Source organism: Campylobacter concisus, assembly GCF_015230035.1.
In the GTDB taxonomy this organism is placed as follows: domain Bacteria; phylum Campylobacterota; class Campylobacteria; order Campylobacterales; family Campylobacteraceae; genus Campylobacter_A; species Campylobacter_A concisus_BK.
In genome coordinates this window covers 72,913-93,027 of the sequence record NZ_JAAKZD010000006.1, presented here as the reverse complement: position 1 = coordinate 93,027, position 20,115 = coordinate 72,913, and the positions used below count along the sequence as shown (strand labels likewise).

Here is a 20,115-nt window from a genome sequence, read left to right as displayed (position 1 = left end):
AAAATTTGACCTATTTACTCTTTTTTGTTATTTTAAGGCAAAACTGAAATTTATAAAAAGGAGAAAAATGTTTAAATTTCAAAGGTCAAAATTTAATAATTCAGTATTTATCCCATCGCTTGTTATCATATTTTTAATAGCAGCATTTGCAGCGATATTTCCAAATTTCTCAAATGAGTTTTTTAAGGGTATGCAAAACTACATCGCGGCCAAATTTGGCTGGTTTTATATCCTAGTCGTTGCCGTCATACTGCTAAGCGTCATCATTCTTGGCTTTAGTAAGCTTGGCGAGATCAAGCTTGGAGCTGATCACGTAAAGCCAGAGCACAAAAATATCTCGTGGTTTTCTATGCTTTTTGCCGCTGGCATGGGCATAGGTCTAGTATTTTTTGGTGTGGCCGAGCCGCTCATGCACTATCTAAACCCACCAGTTGGCGACGCGCAAACTATCGCAGCGCAAAAGCTTGCGTTGAATATCACATTTTTTCACTGGGGCATGAGCGCATGGTCAGTTTATGCTATCGTAGCGCTAATTCTAGCCTTTTTCTCGTATAGACACGGCTTGCCACTCACGCTTAGATCGGCATTTTATCCGATCATCGGAGATAAAATTTACGGCAAGATAGGTAGCGCCATTGATACATTTGCCGTCGTAGCGACCCTTTTTGGTGTGGCGACCTCGCTGGGATATGGCGTGCTTCAGGTAAATGCCGGTCTTACGCACGTTTTTGGCCTGCCGACCATGCATATCACGCTTCTAATAGTGCTTTGTTTTGCAGCTACTATCTCAGCGGCAAGTGGTGTCGATAAGGGCATCAAAATCTTGTCAAACGCAAATATCGCGCTAGCTATATGTTTTATGTTTTTGATACTATTTTTGGGCGATACGACGCAGCTTCTAAAGTCGTTTGTGCAAAACAGCGGCGACTACATCTCTACGCTCATCTCAAATACATTTAACCTCTACGCCTACGAGAGGCAAAACGAGAGCTGGCTTGGCGGCTGGACGCTGCTATACTGGGCTTGGTGGCTATCTTGGTCGCCGTTTGTGGGGCTTTTTATAGCTAAAATTTCAAAAGGCAGAACGATCAGAGAATTTGTGATCGGCGTGCTTCTCGTGCCAACTGGCTTTACCTTTGCTTGGATGAGCTTTTTTGGTAACTCAGCGATCGCTCTTGTGCAAGGCGGCTTTAGCGAGCTAGCGACCACGGTAAATTCAGACTCAGCCTCAGCACTTTTTATGTTTTTAGAAAAATTTAGCTTCTCAGGCGTGCTAAGCGTGATCGCAGTCTTTATGATCGTCATATTTTTCGTGACTTCTGCCGACTCTGCGGCGATCGTGATGAATATGCTTTGTTCAAACGGTAGGGATGATACGCCGGTTTGGCAAAAGGTCTTTTGGGGCGTTACAGTGGGCATTGTGGCGGCATTTTTGATGCTAGCAGGCGGTCTTGGCTCACTTCAAGCACTTACGATCACCACAGCACTGCCATTTGCCATAGTGCTACTTGGTGCCATTTACGGGCTATTTAAGGCGTTACGTGTGGATCTAACCAAAAAAGAGACAAATAACTTTAACAACATGCCCATTAGTGATCTTTCAAAGCCGTGGCAAGAGCGCCTAAGTGCGATCATTACGCTGCCAGGCAAGAAAGATGGCAAGAAATTTTTAAACGAAGTCGTGCTAAAAGTTTTTAACGAGCTAAAAGAGGAATTTGCCAAAAACGGCCTTGAAGCAAAGGTCACAAATGGCGAAAATTTTGTAAATTTAAACGTCGGACTTGGCGACGAGATGGACTTTAGATATGGCGTCTATCTCACCAAAAGCCAGAGCCCAGACTACACCAGAGAGCTTGACGGCGACGATCTTTACTACAGGGCTGAAGTCTATCTAAAAGAGGGCGGTCAAGACTACGACGTGCTTGGCTGGAGCGAAGCCACGCTGATAAACGACGTCATCGAGCAATACCGCAAACACATGCAGTTTTTACACGTCGTTAGAGAGTAAATTTGAGTGAAATTTGCCTAGATTTTTAAAATTCTGGGCAAATTTACAAATTTAATCAAGCTGTCTTTGCAAATTTTAAACTTTCACTCACTTGCCTTAGCAACTTACAAAACCTAGAGTTGTAATTTTTTATTTTTTTAAATTTTTATTAAAAAGGGAGACAAGGGGACTTGAATTACGAAGCCGTCCCCTTATCCCCCTTTAGATCCCCCAAACCCCTCGCACGTTAGAAGTTGCTGTGCTACGCACAGGTTTTGATACGTAAAATTACAATATCACATCAAAAGCTTAAATAAAATTTTATATAATCCCTCTTTTATAAAGGTGTAGCGATCTTACAAAAGGGAGACAAATGAGCCAGAAAAGTCCAGTTTCAAATTTTACACCAGCTGATGATGAGGTGCTTGCATTTTTGTCAAATTTGGGTCAAAAATGGCACAAAAGCGATGATGTAGCAAATTTTATAGAGCGAAATTTTACATTTGTCGGCTCAAAACCGCTTTTACAAAATTTAAAAGATTATAAAACGGCTGATTATAAAAATTTTGCTGATATTAAAAATTTTCTAAGCCTAGACGCAAGCGTTCAAAGTAAAATTTTAAGCAGCGAGATAGGCTATATCGGCGACAATCTAACTAGCCTAGAGCTTAAATTTGCGCCTGAATGCTTTTATGATTTTTTAAAATTTATGGTTGAAAATGTCCCGCAACATCACTATTTTTGCAGCCAAAAAGAGGGTTGGATCTTGCTAGTTGCGATGGAGGGATATGTAGAATTGGGCGTTTTGCATTAATAGATTTAAAATTATCCTGCAAAGATAAAAATTCCGTCCATAAAAGTCCTAAAATTTAGCAAAAAAGTCAAATTTACACGCAAGCATCGCCTTTTGCTAGCAAAATTTAATCATTTTTTTTATATAATCCAAATTTTTCACAAAGGTAGATAATATGGATAGAAAATCGTGGAGTTCAAGACTTACATACATTTTAGCTGTTGCAGGGGCTACGGTCGGCTTTGGCGCGACGTGGCGGTTTCCTTACTTGGTCGGTCAAAACGGCGGTGGGGCCTATGTTTTGGTATTTTGCATAGCGATGATAGTCATTGGTATTCCTATGATTTTGGTTGAAAACGCCATCGGTAGGCGCTTAAAGTGCAACGCCGTTGATGCATTTGGTGGCACAGTAAATGGCAAAAAGATCAGCAAAAAGTGGCAGATAGTGGGCTGGATGGGGCTTGTTGGCGCATTTGGCATCATGGCTTATTATATGGTTATCGGAGGCTGGGTCTTAAACTATATTGCTCAAATTTCATTTGGCCTGCTTGATCTCTCACACATCGTGAGTTTTGAGCAAACTAGCGCATTTTACGAGCAAAATATCGTTAGCAACCCGCTAGCCATCAGCTTTGCGACCCTTGTTTTTGTCCTGGTTAATTACGCTATCTTGGTGCAAGGCGCAGTTGGAGGCATCGAGCGCTCAGCAAAATATCTAATGCCACTTCTTTTTATCTTGATGCTAGTAATGATCGCTAAAAACATCACGCTTGGGGGTGCGATGGAGGGTGTGAAATTTTACTTAACGCCTGATTTTTCAAAGATAAATTTAAAGCTTTTTGTTGAGGTTTTGGGGCAGGTTTTCTTTGCGCTTTCGCTTGGATTTGGCGTGATGATAACGCTCTCAAGCTTTGTTAAAAAAGACGAGGGTTTAGTTAAAATTTCTATCATCACAGGCATCTTAAACACCGTCATAGCCGTGCTTGCTGGCTTTATGATATTTCCGTCGCTCTTTAGCTACGGAGTCTCGCCAGATAGCGGTCCTAGCCTAGTTTTCAAGTCGCTTCCGATCGTCTTTTCGCACATGCCTTTTGGCGGATTTTTTGCGGTTGCGTTTTTCGCGCTTCTTATGATCGCTGCGCTTACGACGTCGCTGCCGATATATGAAGTGATCATTACAACGCTGCAAGAGAAATTTAAGATAAAACGCAAAAAAGCGATATTTTTAGTGCTTAGCGTCATCTTTGTGCTTGGGAATTTGCCCTCACTTATGGCTACAAATTTACTAAGCCACGTGAGCATTTTTGGCAAAAATATCTTTGACGCATACGACGCGATAAGTGCAACGATATTTTTCGTGCTGACCTCGCTTGGATGTGCTATATTTGTGGGCTGGGTGCTAAAAGATGAAGCAAAAAAAGAGATCTTGCAAGGTAGCGAAAAGTACGCAAAGCTTATAAATATTTGGTTTTTCTATATCAAATTTATCGTGCCTTTTGTCATTTTGGTGCTATTTATCAGTAGCTTTTACGACAACTTTTTGAAGTAAAATATGCGTGAGCTTGTAAATTTTGATAGCGGTGAGCGCCTAAGACTTGGCGTAGAGGGTAATGCTTTAGTGAGCGTGAGCCAAAAAGGCGCTAAAACAAAGCAAACTAAAAAAGAATTTGCAAGCGAGATAGAGGCTAAAAAAGCCTGCGTCAAAAAAGAGTGGGAGAGCCTAAAAAAGAGCTTTGTCCTGCAAGATAGCGAGGCAAAAGCCAGTGAAGCGAGCCTGCACGTTTATATCGGCGGTGGATACACTGGAGCGCTCTCGTTTGCAGGCTTAAAAGATGAAATTTACGTTTATAAAAGTGGCGGTCAAAAAGATGGCGGCAAGCCTAGCGATCTTTTGGTGAGGCTTGATCGAAGCGGCGCTATAAAAGAGCAGATCGCCTTGCCAAAGCCGCTTGCGTGGCATACCGAGCATGTAGGCGAAAATTTACTTTTAGACCTTGATCATGAAATTTACATTTTTGAGCCAAATGAGGCTAAATTTCGTGAAATTTTAGCCGAGCAAAATGTCAAGAAAAGTAGCGAGATAGCGAGTTTTATCTGCGCTTCAAATGATGTAGCCGTCTTTGGTATGTTTGGGCAGATTTTTACTTTTTGCGAGGGTAAAATTTTAAAGCTTGGCGAATATAAATGCAGCACAAAAAGCCACGTGCCGATACTTTGCGCGGCTCTTAGTGCGGATGCTAGCATGCTTGCACTTTACACCAAAGAAAATGAGCTGCAAATTTTAAACGCAAAAAATGGCGAAATTTTAAGCGAGCTAAGAGCAGAATTTGGTGTGCTAGATAAAATTTGCTTTTTAGACGATGAGACACTTTTGCTTAGGCAATATCTTGAAAACAAGCTATTTTGCCTTGATATCAAGAGCGCAAAGGTGGCAAAGCAGCCATGGATAAAGGACGAGTATCTAAGAGTGAGTGAGTTTTGCGTGGAGGCTGGCAAGCTTGTGGTGATAGATCAAAGCAGGGCCTACGCTATCAATCTAAAAAGTGGCAATGCGATGGCAGAATTTACGCTAGATCACGTTGTGAAAAACTGCGAGACTAAATTTATAGATGGCAAGCTCGCAGTTAGAACGGACTACGGCTGCTTTAGTCTTTATGAAATTTAAGGGAGAATATGTTTTATACACTTTTATTTATCTATATTTTTTATGTGATTTTTAAGCTTTTTTTGGCGAATTTGCAGATCGGCTTTGTAAGAGCTGAGGCCAAAAAAGAGCCAGTCGTGCTTGAAGCGAGCGAATATAAAAACGCCGCAGTTGCCGCCGTGACAAATCTAAAATTTGAAATTTTTAGCCTCATCTATCACGCCGTTATCTTCTTTGCGTGGATAAGCTTTGGGCTAAAGATGCTCTCAAGCGCTTGCCTAAAAGATGGCACTACGCTTGAAAATATCCTCTTTGTGATGAGCTTTTTGCTGATCTCATCGCTGCTTGATCTGCCGCTAAATATCTACGAGAGCTTTGTAAAAGACAAAAAGCTTGGCTTTTCAAATATGAGCGCAAAGATATTTTTGGTTGATACTATAAAGTCGCTAGCGCTAATGCTCATTTTTGGCTCGGCCTTCGTCTGGCTCGTGCTTCTTTGCATAAATTTTCTTGGAGAGTTTTGGTGGTTTTGGGCGTTTTTGCTAAGTTTTGGCATCGCTTTAATTATAAATTTGATATATCCAACGCTCATCGCGCCTATCTTTAATAAGATGTCGCCGCTTGAAGATGGCGAGCTAAAGGGCAAGATAGAGGGTTTGCTTGAAAAATGCGGCTTTAAAAGTAGCGGCGTTTTTACGATAGACGCTAGCAAGCGCGACAACCGCTTAAACGCCTATTTTGGCGGACTTGGAGCGACAAAGCGAGTGGTGCTTTTTGACACGCTCATAAAAAAGCTAAGCACCGAGGAGATCGTGGCGGTTTTGGGGCACGAGCTTGGACACTTTAAGCATAAAGATATCCTAAAAATGATAGCGCTAAGCGCGGTCATGCTATTTTGTCTATTTTTTATCTTTGGAAACATTAGCGTAAGCGCATACGAGGCGATAGGACTTGGGCAAAATGGCGCTAGCATCATCATCTTTTTGGTGCTTTTCTCACCTATTTTTAGCTTTCTTTTCTCGCCGATCATCTCGCACTTTAGCCGCAAAAATGAATTTGGTGCAGATAGATTTTCAAAAGAAATTTCAAACAAAACTGACATGATAAACGCCCTAACCAAGCTTGGCAGCGAAAACAAAGCATTTCCGAAGTCGCACTGGCTTTACTCATTTGTCTATCACTCGCACCCAAGCCTTTTTGAGCGGATAAATGAGCTAGAAAATGAGAGTTGAAGAGGCTCTAAAAGAGGCAAATTTAAGGCTAAAGCCACTTTGTGAGAACCCAAGCAGAGTGGCTAAAATTTTGCTCATGAGCTACCTTGATGTGAGCATCGAGTGGATATTTTTAAACCAAAAGAGCGAATTTGATGAGAGCGGCTACTTTGACCTTGTAAAGCGCTTTGAAAACTGCGAACCGCTTGAGTACATTACCGGCAAGGCTGGCTTTTATGGGCTGGAGTTTGAGGTAGAAAGTGGCGTTTTGATACCGCGCCCTGAGACTGAAATTTTAGTCGATAAAGTGCTAGAGATAGCAAGTAGCTACAAAGCGCCAAAGATCGCTGAGATCGGCACTGGCAGCGGGATAATAAGCGTCATGCTAGCTCTTAAAACAAACGCTAAAATAGTAGCCACCGATATAAACGAAAAGGCTCTAAATTTAGCTAAAAAAAATGCGCTTAAATTTAATGTAAGCGAGAAGATCGACTTTGTAAAGTGCTCATATATCGATGAAATTTCAGGTGATATCGACATCTTGGTTTCAAACCCACCATATATCGCTCGAGACTATAAACTCGATAAATTTGTGATAAACGAACCGCACGAGGCGCTATTTGGCGGCGAGATCGGGGATGAAATTTTAAAAAACATCATCCTTATCGCTAGAAATCGCAGCATAAAAAATATCGCCTGCGAGATGGGCTATGATCAAAGAGCGAGCATGGAGATGGCGCTAAAATTTAACGGCTTTAAAAGCACGTTTTATAAGGACTTAGCAGGCTTTGATCGGGGCTTTTACGCGAGATTAAAACTATAAAGGAGAGAGATTGAGAAGTATCTATTTTTTACTATTAGCAGCGGTGATCGGCACTGAGCTAACGCTTGGAATTTTGGTCGCGCCAGTCATATTTTTCCCACAAAGCATCATAGGCGAGGGGGTGCTAACGCATTTTATGAGCGGGCAGATGATGACAAAGATATTTTTAAAATTTAACTATGTTTTGCTATTTGTAAGCGTATTTGTAGCAGTTGGCGAGCTCTTTGATCTAAGAAAAAAGCTTGCATTTTCACTAAAATTTAGCACATTTATGCTCTCATTTTTAAACTTAGCCCTAGCGTTAAGCTTTGTCTTTATCTTTACGCCTTTTATCGTGCAGGCTCAAAGTCTAGGTGCTGAGGCGACGCAGACAGCAGAATTTGCCAAGATGCACAGCACAAGCGAATATGTGATGAAAGTGATGCTTGTTTTGCAGCTCATTTTGTTTTTTGTGAAATTTAAGATCAGTCAAAATGAACGCCAAGCCTGATATCCAAATCTTAACAAATTTCCTAGCCGAATACACGACAGCTATGGTGAGTGCTGGCACATACACAGCGCGTGTAGAAAAGTGCGTCGACCGCATAGCTAAGCACTACGGCTACGACGTTAGCGTGACCATTTTTGTGAAGTATTTTACCATTAGCGTGATGGACTCGCAGGATAACTCCTTGCGCCGAACTTATGTGAGAAAGATCCCTCTAGGGCATGTTAGTTTTAACAGAATTTCCGAGCTATCCTCACTTAGCTGGCAAATTTTAGATGATGGCTTAAGTTTAGATGAAGCTAAAGAGAGCTTTGATAGCGTGATGAGTGTCAGTGCAAATAAATTTGCTAGCTCGCTTATCTTGATAAGCCTTGCAAATGCGGCATTTTGCAGACTTTTTGGAGGAGATGCTGGCTCAGTTGTTTGCATATTTTTTGCAACGCTTGTTGGCTACACTCTTAAATTTGCCCTTGCGAAAATGGGCGTAAATTTAAAGGTTCAATACGTCCTGACATCCTTTGTCGTCTCATTTATCGCCTATCTTGGCGTATCTTACGGACTTACGCACACAAGCGATGTGGCGATAGGCTCGTCTGTGCTCTTTATGATGCCTGGCGTTTTTCTCATAAATTCAGTCTTTGACATCCTAAATGATAACACCCTTGTTGGCATCAGTAGAGCCATAAGCACGGGCATCCTCATACTTTGCATGGCTGTTGGTGTCTATATCACGCTAACGCTTAGCAGTGCGGAGATATTAAATGTTTGAGCTTTTTTGTGAAACGCTTGTAGATGCCGGCTTTGCTGCGGTGGCTGGGCTGGGCTTTGCCTATGCTAGCTCGCCTCCAAAAAGAACTCTCATCTTTTGCGCTTTGCTCGCTGCATTTGCGCATGCTAGCCGCTTTTGGATCATGCAGATGGGATTTTTTAACATCAGTGTCGCAACGCTCATAGTCTCTTTTATGAGTGGAATTTTAGGCATGCTCTTTGCCAAACGACTAAAGGTTCCAGCTGAGATCATCGCATTTCCAGCGCTTTTGCCGATGGTGCCAGGAGTTTTTGCGTATAAGGGCATTTTGGCACTTTTTTCATTTTTAAATGAGACAAGCATCGCTAAGAAAAATGAGTATTTGATCATATTTTTTGATAACGCTATCACGACTACGACGGTCTCACTAGCTCTAGGTGTGGGCGTTTCGGTGGTGCTTATCTTGTTTTATGATCAGTCGCTTACGATAACTAGAGGCGCTAAAGGCAAGCCTAGTAAGAGCAAATGAAAATTTAAAGGAGCTTTGCAGTGAAGATAAGAATTTATTACGAAGATACCGATGCAGGCGGCATCGTCTATCATACAAACTATATTAAATATTGCGAGCGAGCCAGAAGTGAAGCGTTTTTTGAGGCTGGGCTAAATTTCACAAAAGAGGGCGGATACTTTGTCGTTTCAGCTCTTGAGGCTAAATTTCTCGCTTCAGCCGTGCTTGGCGATGAGGTTTTTGTGAGAACAAAGCTCATAGAGCTTAAAAAGGCAAGCCTTGTTTTAGAGCAAGAAATTTATAAATTTGAAGAAAAAGATGCCGAAAAAGTGCTCTTTAAAGCGACTATCACGCTAGCTTTTATGAAAGAGGGCAGACTAGCAAAGATAGATGAGAACATGAAAACTTTTATAAATGGGGTTAAATTTTAGCAAGCAAAACTGCTAAATTCCGTTTGTGCTGTTTTGCTCCTGCGAATTTGCCTCATTAAAGTGATCGCTTTTTGTATCATAAATTTTCACATCATATAAAACTTGCGAGCCCTCAACTCTCTCAGCAAAAATTTTGCTGGCACTTTTGTTTATGAAATTTGTATAGATATACTCCACTCCCAAGGCACTTGAGTAGCCGATCTGTGAGTATCTAAAATCAACTCCAAAAAGATCTCCAAGCCCTAAAAATCTCTCATCAAGTAAATTTAGCGAATTTGCCACAAAGAGATTTTGTCTATCTCTTTGCGTGATAGCGCTAAAGATATTTGGCAAGAAATTTATCTGCGTGCTTAAAAGCGCGTATGGCTTTATCTCGAAGCCTCTCATCTGCGTTGCTACAAGCGAAGCTTTAACTATAGGGATGTTTAAAAAGACGCTTGCATTATCAAATTTAGACTTTTTGCTTAAAGTGTTGTTTAAATTTATATCTTTGCCAGTGATCGAGCTCTCGTAGTAGTCGCTACTTTGCATGCGCACATACTCGTTTAGCTTTTGTGCTAGCGCGCTGCCATCGTCAAAGGCGACTATCTTTTCGTTGGCAAAAGCGAGCAGGGCTGAAATTTGCGCTTTGTAATCAACTCCGCCAAAGATCAAATTTGGCTTTGGAGCTGTCACAAAAGAGCTATGAACGCTTGGGATGTAGATGAGTTCGTTTGGCAAGATGAGAGAATTTACTATGTTTGCGCCATTTTGAGTAAGGGCAGCTATGAAGTAGATAAAGCCCTCGTTTCTAGCGTTTTGAAGCGCGTTTTGAAGGCTAGGCAAACTCTCGTCGCTGCTATTTATAAATTTCACTTCGACATTTGCATCTTGTTTTAAGATGTAGCTTAGAATTGCGTTTGATACGACATTTGCGTATGATTTTATAACCTTTTGAGGGATGATGACTGCTATCTTGTCGCTTTGCGCAAGCTTTAAAACCATCTCTCCACCAAGCGAAGCATAAAGGTCTAAAAGTGCCTTATCATCTATCTTTGCTGGCTCAAATCTCGCCATAAAGCTAGCTAACATATCGCTCTTAATAAGCTCATTTAGGCAAGAGCTATCACAAAATTCTGGCTCTAAATTTATGTAAGTGATCTTTGCTGGTGGTATGCTTGAGAGGCTTTGATTTTTAGTGATGTTGCTTTCAAATTTTGCCTCAGTGATCTCGTCTTGCATCTCGCTTAAGGCTTCATTTTGCGCTGCAAAAAGGCTTACGAATATAACTAAAAAAAGAAAAATTCTTTTCATATCACTCCCTTGATTTTTTTCAAATCATCTATAAAATTTTCTTCAAAACTTGGATTTTTGCTGATCCACTCTGGTGAAAAAGTTGGCATTATAAACCTATCATCATCTTTTAAAATGCTCCCTCTTATGCTTGAAAATCCACCCTTTGAGAGCAAATTTGGATAAAGATGCATGAAAGCTTCCTCTCCTAAAGTGATGATAATTTTTGGTTTAATAAGTCTTATCTCTTCTAAAAGATATGGCCTACAAAGCTCAAACGAGCTCTTTAACGCTGGATTTTTCGCGTCACTATTTGAAATTTCACAGCGTAAAAGCAAGCTTATATAAACACTATCTTTTTCTAAATTTAAGCCATTATTTATAGCATTTTCTAAAATTTTGCCACTTGCGCCTTCAAAATAATCATCTTTTTTGCAAAGCGATACGAACATTATCTTGCTATTTTTATCGCCAAAGCCAGTAAAAACGCACTTTGAGCTATTTCTTAAAAAGCAAAGAGAGCACTTTTTTATCTCACTATTTAGCTCGTCTATGCTGTTATAATCTTGATATTTACTTAAATTAAGAAAATTTTCATCTATAAAATTGTAACCGATCGCTTTTAAAAAAAGTAATTTTTCTAAGAGATCTTTATTCTTATGAAATTTCATTTTTGGATTATAACTTGATTTACTTAAAGTTTAAATTATAGTTTTTTCGGGCTGATTTATTCAAAGGAATTTAAGTATTGCTTTGATAAAATCCCACTTTTTATATTAACTTTAAGGATAGAAATGAAAAGGACTTATCAACCTCATAAAACCCCTAAAAAACGCACTCATGGCTTTCGTTTAAGAATGAAAACTAAAAATGGCCGCAAGGTTATCAACGCTAGACGTGCTAAAGGTAGAAAAAGATTGGCTGCTTAGCTGGTTTTGAGTCACTAAGTGACTCGAGAGAATTTTCTCAGGTTTATAAAGAGGCCAGTAAATGGCACTGCGACGCTTGCGTAGTTTTTTATAAACCTACAATTGAAAAAAAATTAGCAGTTGTTGCTAGCAAAAAAGTGGGAAAAGCAGTAGTTAGAAATAGAGCAAAGAGACTTTTAAGAGCTGCTTTTTTTTCTATTTCTAATGAGCTAAAAGATGGCACTTACATTATGGTCGCAAAAAATGGAATTACAGAAATTTCATTTGACAAAATTTGTAAAAATTTGAGCTGGTCTACAAAAAAAATGGGATGTCTAAAATGAAAAAATATGCGATTAAATTTATCGCTTTTTATCAAAAATATATTTCCATACTTCTGCCAAAAAGCTGTCGCTACTATCCGACTTGCTCACAATATGCCATTTGGGAATTTCAAACAAACAGCTTTTTCTCTGCTTTTTTTGCAACATTCATGCGAATTTTAAGATGCAATCAACTTTTCAAAGGCGGTATCAACTACCCAATCATCCGCAAAAAATTTAACTCATGTTTTATATTTCAAAAAAGTGATACCAAAAATGTAAATTTCTGGTTTATCCCTTGCCAAAATAGTAAATTTTATGTCGTAAAAGTATTAGATAAATTAAAGGAAAAAAATTAAATGGAACAGATGTCTATGCAAAAAAGGTTGCTTCTCGCAGCACTTTTGTCAATCGTATTTTTCATAGTATATGACTTTTTTATGCCAAAAAGAGCTCCACTAGAGCAAAACCAAACAACGATCTCTCAAACAATGGATCAAAGCAAAGCCCCAGCCTCTACTAACGATACTCCAAAATCAAATGAAAATTTAGCTTCAAACGAAATAATCGCTACCATCAAAGGTCAAAGCTACGAAGCAAAGATAGATAAGCTAGGTAGGATTGCGAAATTTTATCTCACCGAAGATAAGTATAAAACAGAAGATGGCAACAAAATCGAGCTTGTTTCACAAAATCCACTGCCGCTTGAGCTTAGATTTAACGATAGTGCTTTAAATACTGACGCTTTTAAGGTTACATATAGTAGTGACGCTAGCGAGGTAGATGCTAGCAGCGAGCCTAAAACTATAAAACTCACTCAAAATTTAGATGGTATTACTGTTACAAAAAATATCAAATTTTACCCAAATGGTCGTTACGAGGTTGAAGTAAATTTAAGTAAAAGTGTTGATTATTTCATCACTCCTGGCTTTAGACCAAATATCGCAATAGATAGCTACACGGTTCATGGTGTCATGCTTAGAAATACAGACGATAGCCTAAATATCATAGAAGATGGCGATGCAAAAGAGGTTAAAAACTATGCAAACACAACTATAGCGGCTGCATCTGATAGATACTACACAACGCTATTTTACTCATTTAACAAGCCATTTGAAGCTGTTGTAGATAAAGATGCAAATAACAATCCTATCGTCTTTGTAAAGGCAAATGATAGTCTAAAACTAGGCGCTTACATCGGACCAAAAGAGCATAAAATTTTAAGCTCGATGGATGAGAGGCTAAATGACGTTATCGAGTATGGTTGGTTTACATTTATTGCAAAGCCGATGTTTGCATTCTTAAATTTCTTACATAACTACATCGGCAACTGGGGTTGGGCGATAGTTGTGCTAACGCTTGTTATAAGGATAGTTTTATTCCCACTTACATATAAGGGTATGCTATCGATGAATAAGCTAAAAGAGCTTGCTCCAAAGGTAAAAGAGATCCAAACAAAATATAAAGACGATAAGCAAAAGATGCAAGTCCATATGATGGAGCTATATAAAAAACATGGCGCAAATCCGATGGGTGGCTGCTTGCCGATCTTGCTTCAAATTCCGGTATTTTTTGCGATCTACCGCGTTTTACTAAATGCGATCGAGCTAAAAGGCGCTCCTTGGATGCTTTGGATACACGATCTTTCAGTAATGGATCCATACTTTGTGCTACCTATCTTGATGGGTCTAACAATGTTTTTACAACAAAAACTTACACCTACGACATTTACTGATCCTATGCAAGAAAAGGTTATGAAATTCTTGCCTTTGATCTTCACATTTTTCTTTGTGACATTCCCAGCAGGTCTTACGCTTTACTGGTTTGTAAATAACGTTTGTTCAGTCGTTCAACAAGTCTTTGTAAATAAACTTTTTGAAAAACATAAAAAAGCTGCGGAGGTAAAGGCTCAATGAAAATAGAAGCAAATACTCTCCAAGAGGCATTTCAAAAGGCAGCCGAGCAGCTTAACTGTTCAGTTACAGAGCTTGACATAAAGGTCTTGCAACATCCAAGTGGTGGAATTTTTGGATTTTTTAAAAAGACAGCGATCATTGAGGCAAATTTAGAAAATCAGCCAAAACCACAGCATAAACCAAAAAATGATAGAAATTTTGCTAAAAAAAGTGATGAGAATGAGAGTGTAAAAGAAGAGAAAAAACAGGGTAAAAAACACGATCATAATGATAAAAAGCGAAATCCTAAAAAGCATAAAGATGAGAAAAATGAGACTAAGCCTGAGCAAAAAGAGCATAAAAATGAAAAGCCAAATTTGAGTGAAAAAAACTCAGCTCTTGCAAAAGATGCCTTTGCCGAAAATGGTGAAAAAGAGGCTGAAGAGCCAGGATATGTCATAAAAAGACTTGATGAGCCAAAAGAGCAAAAAGAGACTAAAGGGACAAAAGAGCCACAAGTTAGCAAAAGTGCTCCTAAAAATATCTTAGATACTTCAATCATCGAAAATTTCAACCAAACTGATGAAGAGAACGCACCTCAAGCTTTACCAAAAGAGAAAAAAGAGAAAGTTGTAATCGACTTTGATAAAATTTTACCTGAGATAAAAGAGGGCATGACGCGTCTTTTTAAAGCAAGCTGCTTTGAGATAGACAAGGTAGAAGTTAGTAAATTTAACGATGAGACCGTGCTTATCGAGCTAGACGGTGCTGACGCGGCGCTACTTATCGGCAAAGAGGGTTATAGATATAAAGCGATCTCTTATATGCTCTATAACTGGCTAAATTCAAAATACAACCTTGCTATCCGCCTTGAGATCGCGCAATTTTTGCAAAATCAAGAAGCGATGATGGATCAATATCTAAATGGCGTGATCGAGCGTGTTCAAAATAGCGGTAGAGTCCAAACAAAGCCACTTGACGGAGTTTTGGTTAAGATAGCACTTGAGAAACTTCGCGAGAAATTCCCAGATAAATATGTCGGCATAAAAAGCGGCAATGACGGCAAATTTGTCGTCGTAAATGACTTTTTCAAAAAATGAGTGAAACTATCGCAGCCCTTGCCACAGCGTATGGCATCGGCTCAGTTTCTATCGTAAGGCTTAGCGGCAAGGACGCTCTAAGCATCTCTTTAAAACTTCTTAAACTTTCAAATTTAGAGCCAAGATACGCAAAACTAGCAAAAATTTACTCCCTTGATGATGAAATTTTAGACGAGGCTATTGTTATATATTTTAAGGCTCCTGCAAGCTTTACTGGCGAGGATATCGTCGAGTTTCAAACTCATGGTGGCGTTATGGTGAGTGAGAGAATTTTAAATGAGCTAATAAGAGCTGGCGCAAGGCTTGCTATGCCTGGCGAGTTTAGCAAGCGAGCATTTTTAAATGGCAAGATGGATCTAGCCAAGGCTGAGGCGATGCAAGGGCTTATCACTTCAAAAAGTGAGATCGCTGCTAAAATTTTAACCCGCCAGATGCAAGGCGATCTTAGTAAATTTGTAAGCGAGATCAGAGGCGAAGTGGTCAAAACTCTTGCCTTTGTTGAGACGATGATTGACTATGCTGATGATGATCTGCCTGCAAATTTGCTAGAGCAGACTAAGCAGATGCTTTTAAAAAATAGTGAGAAGCTAGAGCGCATAGCCACTCTTAGTGAGCAAAGAAGAGGGCTAATAGATGGCTTTAAGATCGCCATCGTTGGCAAGCCAAATGTTGGCAAAAGCTCCATTTTAAACTCATTTTTGGCATACGAAAGAGCGATCGTTAGCGACGAAGCGGGCACAACTAGAGATAGGATAGAAGAAAATTTCAAGATAGGCTCGCATCTAGTTCGCATAATAGACACCGCAGGCATCAGAAAAGATGCTGGGAAGATCGAGCAAATCGGCATAAATTACTCAATCTCTGCCATAAACGAGGCCGACATCATCCTAGCTGTCTTTGACGGCTCATCTGCAAGCGACGAGCAAGACAAAGAGATAATAAAGCTCGTTTCTAACTCAAACAAAAAAGCCTTTTTCATCCTAAACAAAAGCGATCTTGCGTTTAAATTTGACATAAATTTGGACGGCGCTATCAAAATTTCTGCAAAAACTGATACGAGCGTAGTTTTAAAAGAGCTTGAGGGCTACCTCAAGACGCAAGATACCGACGAGATCATGCTAAGCTCAAACCGCCAAATTTTAAGCTGCAAAGAGGCGAGCGAGGCTTTAAAAAGGGCGTTTTTAAGGCTAAATGAAGAGGAGCTAGAAATTTTCGCTTACGAGCTAAATACCGCGATAAAGGCACTTGCAAGCATTACAAAGCCATTTGAGAGAAGCGAAATTTTAGATGAGATGTTTAGCCATTTTTGTTTAGGAAAATGATACTTTTTTTGGCTAAAATCTGCGCTTTTTAAAGGAGAAATAATGAAAATTTTACTTATAAATGGTGGCAAAAAATTTGGCCATTCAGATGGCAGGCTCAATCAAACACTTCACGATCTTGCATGCGAAAAACTAGCTAAAATGGGTCACGAGGTAAAGCAAACCGTGATAGATCAAGGCTATGATATCGAGGCTGAAGTTGAGAAATTTCTCTGGATGGATGCGGTAGTTTGGCAGATGCCAGCTTGGTGGATGGGCGAGCCTTGGATAGTGAAAAAATATATCGACGAGGTCTTTACAGCGGGACACGGCAAGCTTTATACGAGTGATGGCAGACACAGGGTCGATCCAACTAAAAACTACGGCAAAGGCGGCTTGTTAAATGGCAAGAAATTTATGCTAAGCCTTACTTGGAATGCTCCAGCTGAGGCATTTAGCGATCCAAACGAGTTTTTTGAGGCGCGCGGCGTTGATGGAGTTTATTTTCATTTTAGAAAGGCAAATGAGTTTTTGGGCATGAAGTCGCTTCCGCACTTTATCTGCTGCGATGTTATCAAGATGCCAGACGTGCCAAGATATCTAAAAGAGTATGAGGCGCATCTTGAAAAAGTTTTCAAAGCGTAAAAACAAATTTCTACCGCTCTCTAGCCATTTGCGCTAGGGGGCATCTAAATTTATATCTTTTGTGTGGGGAAAAATGAGGGTAAAATTTCTACTTTTAGCTGTTGTTGTCTTTTTTGCTGGGTGTGCTAGCAAGCAAATTCTAAAGCCAAGCGATGAGGCAAATTTACTCTATCTTGAAAATAACGAAACCTTTCACGAGATGAAAATTTATAAGCAGCAAAACAGCCTAAATGACTTTAATAAATTTGCAAACATTGTTGGCAAGGCTGAGATAAAAGCAGCCGGAGTAAATGCAGAATTTAGCGCTCTTGGCGATCTCATGCAAGGCAGCGAAGCAGATCAAATGGTGCTTGTTAAAAATTTGGGCACAAACCATGAGCTTATCTTGTCAAATGCTAGTGACATAGAGGAGCTCGTAAATGCAAAAAATATCAAATTTTATGAAATTTCAAATGGCGCTATCAAAAGCGTAGTTTATAGCACAAAGAGCATGCCAGTTTGCGAAGCTTTTGCAGGTGGCAAAGAGGTGATAAAAGTAAAAAGTGTGACAAATCACCCTTTGAAAAATGGCTTTTTTGCGGTGATCTTAAACTCAGATATATCTAAAGATCAAGGCTTTTTTCTAAGAGAGACGAGCTATTATTTCAACCTTTCAAGCGAAGATGAAGAGAAGATTAAGGCTGAGACGCTAACGCAAAATTTTTATAAAACATTTATCGAAAGCGACCTTGTAAATCAAGGCAAAATTCTCTCAAATGTGCTTTGTTTTAGTAAATTCCAAAAGGCTTTTTAGTAACTTTTTATAAGCAAGGTTGTAAAATAGCTTAAAATTCTTAAAAGGTTACATCAATGGATAAAGCTACCATACAAGCACATAAAATCAGCGACGAAGAGTATGAGGAGATCTTAAAAATTTTAGGCCGTGAGCCAAATTTACTAGAGCTTGGCATATTTTCGGCGATGTGGAGCGAGCACTGCAGCTACAAATCAAGCAAAAAATACCTAAACGGCTTTCCGACAAAGGCACCTTGGGTCATCCAAGGACCTGGCGAAAATGCTGGCGTCATCGACGTTGGCGACGGGGTTGCAGCTGTGTTTAAGATGGAGAGTCACAACCACCCAAGCTTTATCGAGCCGTTTCAGGGCGCTGCAACTGGCGTTGGTGGAATTTTAAGAGATGTCTTTACGATGGGTGCAAGAGTTGTTGCGAACATGAACTCGCTTCGTTTTGGCGAGATAAGAGGCGAGGGCGAGCTAGCCAAAAAGCATAGATATTTGTTAAAAGGAAGTGTTGCTGGCATAGGGCATTACGGCAACTGCATGGGTATCCCAACGATCGGCGGTGAAACTACCTTTGATCCTAGCTTTAATGGCAATATCCTAATCAACGCCTTCGCGCTTGGCCTTTGCAAAAGTGATGAAATTTTCTACGGCAAGGCTGAAGGCGTGGGCAATCCAGTCATTTACGTGGGCTCAAAGACCGGTAGAGACGGACTTGGTGGCGCTGTGATGGCGAGCGATAGCTTTAACGACGAAAATAAATCACTTCGCCCAACGGTGCAAGTAGGCGACCCATTTGCTGAGAAACTGCTTATGGAGGCGTGCTTAGAGCTCTTTAAAAAAGACTACATCATCGGCATCCAAGACATGGGCGCAGCAGGGCTAACAAGCTCTAGCTTTGAGATGGCTGGCAGAAGCGGCAGCGGCATGAAGATGTATTTAGAGCGCGTACCGATGCGTGAAGTTGGCATGACGCCTTATGAGCTAATGCTAAGTGAGTCTCAAGAGCGTATGCTAATATGCGCCAAAAAAGGCTATGAGCAAAAGGTACTTGAAATTTTTAGAAAGTGGGACCTTGACGCTGAGATCATCGGCGAGGTCACAAGTAGCGGCGTGATGCAGCTTTACTGGCACGGTGAGCTCGCAGGCGAAATCCCTATCGGCCCACTTAGCGAGGCAGCTCCGGTGCTTGATCGTCCAGTCGCACGTCCAAAATACCTTGATGAGATAGCAAATTTAAAAATTCCAAATAATGTTGATAACAAAAGCGCATTTTTCAAGCTTTTAAAAGAGCCAGAAGTGCTAAATAAAAGCTTCATCTACGACCAATACGACGCAAATATCCAGACAAATACAATAAAACAGCCTGGACACTTAGGCGCTGCAAGTATCAGAGTAAAAGGCACTAAAAAGGCCGTCTCTATGGCTGCTCAGTGCGATCCTAGAGCAAATTTCGTTGATCCAAAAGTTGGCGCTGCAAGAGCAGTTGCTGCAGCTGGTAGAAAGGTAGCGATGAGTGGCGCTGTGCCACTTGCGATCACCGACTGCCTAAACTACGGCAACCCGCAAAATCCAGAGGTAATGTGGCAGTTCAAAGAGGGATGTGAAGGCATAAAAGAGGCTTGCCGTGAGCTAAATACGCCAGTTGTGAGTGGCAACGTGAGCCTTTATAACGACACTGACGGTGTTAGCGTCTATCCAACGCCAGCCATCGTCACGGTTGGTGTAAATGAAGATGCAAATTTAAACCTAAAAAGCATATTTTTAAGCGAGGGCAGGGTGATTTACTTGCTTGGTGAGACAAGCGGTGAATTTGCAGCTTCGCTTTACGCAAAGGCGCTATTTAACGTGGTTGGTGGTAAGCTAAAAGAGGTTGATTATAAAGCTGAAAGAGCCCTTTGGGACCTAGTGATAGAGGCAAATAAAGAGCAAATTTTAGAGTTTGCAAATAGCGTAGGAGTAGGCGGTCTTGCTATCACGCTGGCAAAAATGGCTAGCATCTCAAACATCGGCGTAAAATGTGAAGTTAAATTTAAAGAGCCAAATTTCATCTTTGACGAGAGCTTTTCAAGAGCGGTTGTGGGCGTGAAAGATGAGGCTAAATTTGAAGCGCTTGCGACTAAATTTGGTGTGAAATTTGAAAAGATCGGCGTTAGCGGAGGCAAGAGATTTAAGCTAAATGAGATAGATGAGAGCTTGGAGGACGTAAGAGAAATTTATCTAAATGAGTTTGCAAAAATCGTAAAAAAGGAGGACTAA

At 40.3% G+C, this 20,115-nt stretch carries 21 protein-coding genes; 19 read left to right on the top strand and 2 right to left on the bottom strand.

All coding sequences use genetic code 11. The annotated features are described in order from the left end of the window. The first annotated feature begins 67 nt into the window (after positions 1–67). From G6W41_RS05410 to G6W41_RS05365, 10 genes are all read left to right on the top strand, one after another. Positions 68–2,008, top strand: coding sequence for a BCCT family transporter (locus tag G6W41_RS05410; RefSeq protein WP_194170868.1), 1,941 nt, complete (start codon positions 68–70; stop codon positions 2,006–2,008). Between the two features lie 352 nt (positions 2,009–2,360). Beyond that, positions 2,361–2,801 carry a hypothetical protein gene (locus G6W41_RS05405; RefSeq protein ID WP_107797060.1) on the top strand — a complete coding sequence of 147 codons (441 nt, stop codon included), beginning with the start codon at positions 2,361–2,363 and terminating at the stop codon, positions 2,799–2,801. Positions 2,802–2,955: 154 nt separating this feature from the next. Further along, on the top strand, positions 2,956–4,329 hold the full coding sequence (locus G6W41_RS05400; protein WP_103572329.1) for a sodium-dependent transporter: 1,374 nt from the start codon (positions 2,956–2,958) through the stop codon (positions 4,327–4,329). A gap of 3 nt (positions 4,330–4,332) precedes the next feature. Next, entirely contained in the window at positions 4,333–5,445 is a 1,113-nt protein-coding gene (locus G6W41_RS05395; RefSeq protein WP_194170867.1) for a hypothetical protein, read from the top strand. An 8-nt stretch (positions 5,446–5,453) separates the two neighbouring features. Next, positions 5,454–6,656 (top strand): M48 family metallopeptidase, encoded by a 1,203-nt coding sequence (locus G6W41_RS05390; protein WP_194170866.1) that lies wholly within the window; start codon positions 5,454–5,456, stop codon positions 6,654–6,656. Then, positions 6,646–7,458 carry a peptide chain release factor N(5)-glutamine methyltransferase gene (gene prmC, locus G6W41_RS05385; protein WP_194170865.1) on the top strand — a complete coding sequence of 271 codons (813 nt, stop codon included), beginning with the start codon at positions 6,646–6,648 and terminating at the stop codon, positions 7,456–7,458. The genes G6W41_RS05390 and prmC overlap by 11 nt, the downstream gene beginning before the upstream one ends. Positions 7,459–7,468: 10 nt before the next feature. Beyond that, complete coding sequence (locus tag G6W41_RS05380; protein WP_194170864.1) at positions 7,469–7,948, top strand: DUF4149 domain-containing protein; 480 nt, start codon at positions 7,469–7,471, stop codon at positions 7,946–7,948. Beyond that, a complete protein-coding gene (locus G6W41_RS05375; protein ID WP_194170863.1) occupies positions 7,932–8,714 on the top strand; it encodes a threonine/serine exporter family protein in 783 nt (260 codons plus the stop codon). The genes G6W41_RS05380 and G6W41_RS05375 overlap by 17 nt, the downstream gene beginning before the upstream one ends. Further along, entirely contained in the window at positions 8,707–9,222 is a 516-nt protein-coding gene (locus tag G6W41_RS05370) for a threonine/serine exporter family protein (protein WP_103569012.1), read from the top strand. Before G6W41_RS05375 ends, G6W41_RS05370 begins: the two co-directional genes overlap by 8 nt. A 20-nt stretch (positions 9,223–9,242) precedes the next feature. Then, on the top strand, positions 9,243–9,632 hold the full coding sequence (locus G6W41_RS05365; protein WP_194170862.1) for a YbgC/FadM family acyl-CoA thioesterase: 390 nt from the start codon (positions 9,243–9,245) through the stop codon (positions 9,630–9,632). Positions 9,633–9,644: 12 nt separating this feature from the next. Here G6W41_RS05365 and G6W41_RS05360 read toward each other — a convergent pair whose 3' ends face one another. Beyond that, the gene (locus G6W41_RS05360; protein ID WP_194170861.1) at positions 9,645–10,925 is read right to left on the bottom strand and encodes a hypothetical protein; all 1,281 of its coding nucleotides are present in this window, start codon (positions 10,923–10,925) and stop codon (positions 9,645–9,647) included. Next, positions 10,922–11,575, bottom strand: a complete 654-nt coding sequence (locus G6W41_RS05355) for a uracil-DNA glycosylase family protein (RefSeq protein WP_087581858.1) — start codon at positions 11,573–11,575, stop codon at positions 10,922–10,924. The genes G6W41_RS05360 and G6W41_RS05355 overlap by 4 nt, the downstream gene beginning before the upstream one ends. A gap of 123 nt (positions 11,576–11,698) precedes the next feature. Between G6W41_RS05355 and rpmH the strand changes: the two genes are divergently transcribed. From rpmH to purL, 9 genes are all read left to right on the top strand, one after another. Continuing rightward, positions 11,699–11,833, top strand: a complete 135-nt coding sequence (gene rpmH / locus G6W41_RS05350) for a 50S ribosomal protein L34 (protein WP_002940373.1) — start codon at positions 11,699–11,701, stop codon at positions 11,831–11,833. Then, the gene (gene rnpA, locus G6W41_RS05345; protein ID WP_035142427.1) at positions 11,821–12,156 is read left to right on the top strand and encodes a ribonuclease P protein component; all 336 of its coding nucleotides are present in this window, start codon (positions 11,821–11,823) and stop codon (positions 12,154–12,156) included. The genes rpmH and rnpA overlap by 13 nt, the downstream gene beginning before the upstream one ends. After that, positions 12,153–12,494, top strand: coding sequence for a membrane protein insertion efficiency factor YidD (yidD, locus tag G6W41_RS05340; RefSeq protein WP_103574663.1), 342 nt, complete (start codon positions 12,153–12,155; stop codon positions 12,492–12,494). Before rnpA ends, yidD begins: the two co-directional genes overlap by 4 nt. After that, positions 12,495–14,051, top strand: coding sequence for a membrane protein insertase YidC (gene yidC / locus G6W41_RS05335; RefSeq protein WP_194170860.1), 1,557 nt, complete (start codon positions 12,495–12,497; stop codon positions 14,049–14,051). Next, the gene (locus tag G6W41_RS05330) at positions 14,048–15,130 is read left to right on the top strand and encodes a Jag N-terminal domain-containing protein (protein ID WP_194170859.1); all 1,083 of its coding nucleotides are present in this window, start codon (positions 14,048–14,050) and stop codon (positions 15,128–15,130) included. The genes yidC and G6W41_RS05330 overlap by 4 nt, the downstream gene beginning before the upstream one ends. Further along, positions 15,127–16,452, top strand: coding sequence for a tRNA uridine-5-carboxymethylaminomethyl(34) synthesis GTPase MnmE (gene mnmE / locus G6W41_RS05325; protein WP_194170858.1), 1,326 nt, complete (start codon positions 15,127–15,129; stop codon positions 16,450–16,452). The genes G6W41_RS05330 and mnmE overlap by 4 nt, the downstream gene beginning before the upstream one ends. Before the next feature lie 39 nt (positions 16,453–16,491). Beyond that, the gene (locus tag G6W41_RS05320) at positions 16,492–17,076 is read left to right on the top strand and encodes an NAD(P)H-dependent oxidoreductase (RefSeq protein ID WP_222862802.1); all 585 of its coding nucleotides are present in this window, start codon (positions 16,492–16,494) and stop codon (positions 17,074–17,076) included. 73 nt (positions 17,077–17,149) lie between these two features. Further along, the gene (locus G6W41_RS05315) at positions 17,150–17,869 is read left to right on the top strand and encodes a hypothetical protein (RefSeq protein ID WP_194170857.1); all 720 of its coding nucleotides are present in this window, start codon (positions 17,150–17,152) and stop codon (positions 17,867–17,869) included. Between the two features lie 56 nt (positions 17,870–17,925). Further along, entirely contained in the window at positions 17,926–20,115 is a 2,190-nt protein-coding gene (purL, locus tag G6W41_RS05310) for a phosphoribosylformylglycinamidine synthase subunit PurL (protein ID WP_194170856.1), read from the top strand.

Coding starts and splice junctions, on each gene's coding strand:
- G6W41_RS05410 (WP_194170868.1), top strand. CDS start 68: ATGTTTAAATTTCAAAGGTCAAAATTTAATAATTCAGTATTTATCCCA.
- G6W41_RS05405 (WP_107797060.1), top strand. CDS start 2,361: ATGAGCCAGAAAAGTCCAGTTTCAAATTTTACACCAGCTGATGATGAG.
- G6W41_RS05400 (WP_103572329.1), top strand. CDS start 2,956: ATGGATAGAAAATCGTGGAGTTCAAGACTTACATACATTTTAGCTGTT.
- G6W41_RS05395 (WP_194170867.1), top strand. CDS start 4,333: ATGCGTGAGCTTGTAAATTTTGATAGCGGTGAGCGCCTAAGACTTGGC.
- G6W41_RS05390 (WP_194170866.1), top strand. CDS start 5,454: ATGTTTTATACACTTTTATTTATCTATATTTTTTATGTGATTTTTAAG.
- prmC (WP_194170865.1), top strand. CDS start 6,646: ATGAGAGTTGAAGAGGCTCTAAAAGAGGCAAATTTAAGGCTAAAGCCA.
- G6W41_RS05375 (WP_194170863.1), top strand. CDS start 7,932: ATGAACGCCAAGCCTGATATCCAAATCTTAACAAATTTCCTAGCCGAA.
- G6W41_RS05370 (WP_103569012.1), top strand. CDS start 8,707: ATGTTTGAGCTTTTTTGTGAAACGCTTGTAGATGCCGGCTTTGCTGCG.
- G6W41_RS05360 (WP_194170861.1), bottom strand. CDS start 10,925: ATGAAAAGAATTTTTCTTTTTTTAGTTATATTCGTAAGCCTTTTTGCA.
- G6W41_RS05355 (WP_087581858.1), bottom strand. CDS start 11,575: ATGAAATTTCATAAGAATAAAGATCTCTTAGAAAAATTACTTTTTTTA.
- rpmH (WP_002940373.1), top strand. CDS start 11,699: ATGAAAAGGACTTATCAACCTCATAAAACCCCTAAAAAACGCACTCAT.
- yidD (WP_103574663.1), top strand. CDS start 12,153: ATGAAAAAATATGCGATTAAATTTATCGCTTTTTATCAAAAATATATT.
- yidC (WP_194170860.1), top strand. CDS start 12,495: ATGGAACAGATGTCTATGCAAAAAAGGTTGCTTCTCGCAGCACTTTTG.
- G6W41_RS05330 (WP_194170859.1), top strand. CDS start 14,048: ATGAAAATAGAAGCAAATACTCTCCAAGAGGCATTTCAAAAGGCAGCC.
- mnmE (WP_194170858.1), top strand. CDS start 15,127: ATGAGTGAAACTATCGCAGCCCTTGCCACAGCGTATGGCATCGGCTCA.
- G6W41_RS05315 (WP_194170857.1), top strand. CDS start 17,150: ATGAGGGTAAAATTTCTACTTTTAGCTGTTGTTGTCTTTTTTGCTGGG.
- purL (WP_194170856.1), top strand. CDS start 17,926: ATGGATAAAGCTACCATACAAGCACATAAAATCAGCGACGAAGAGTAT.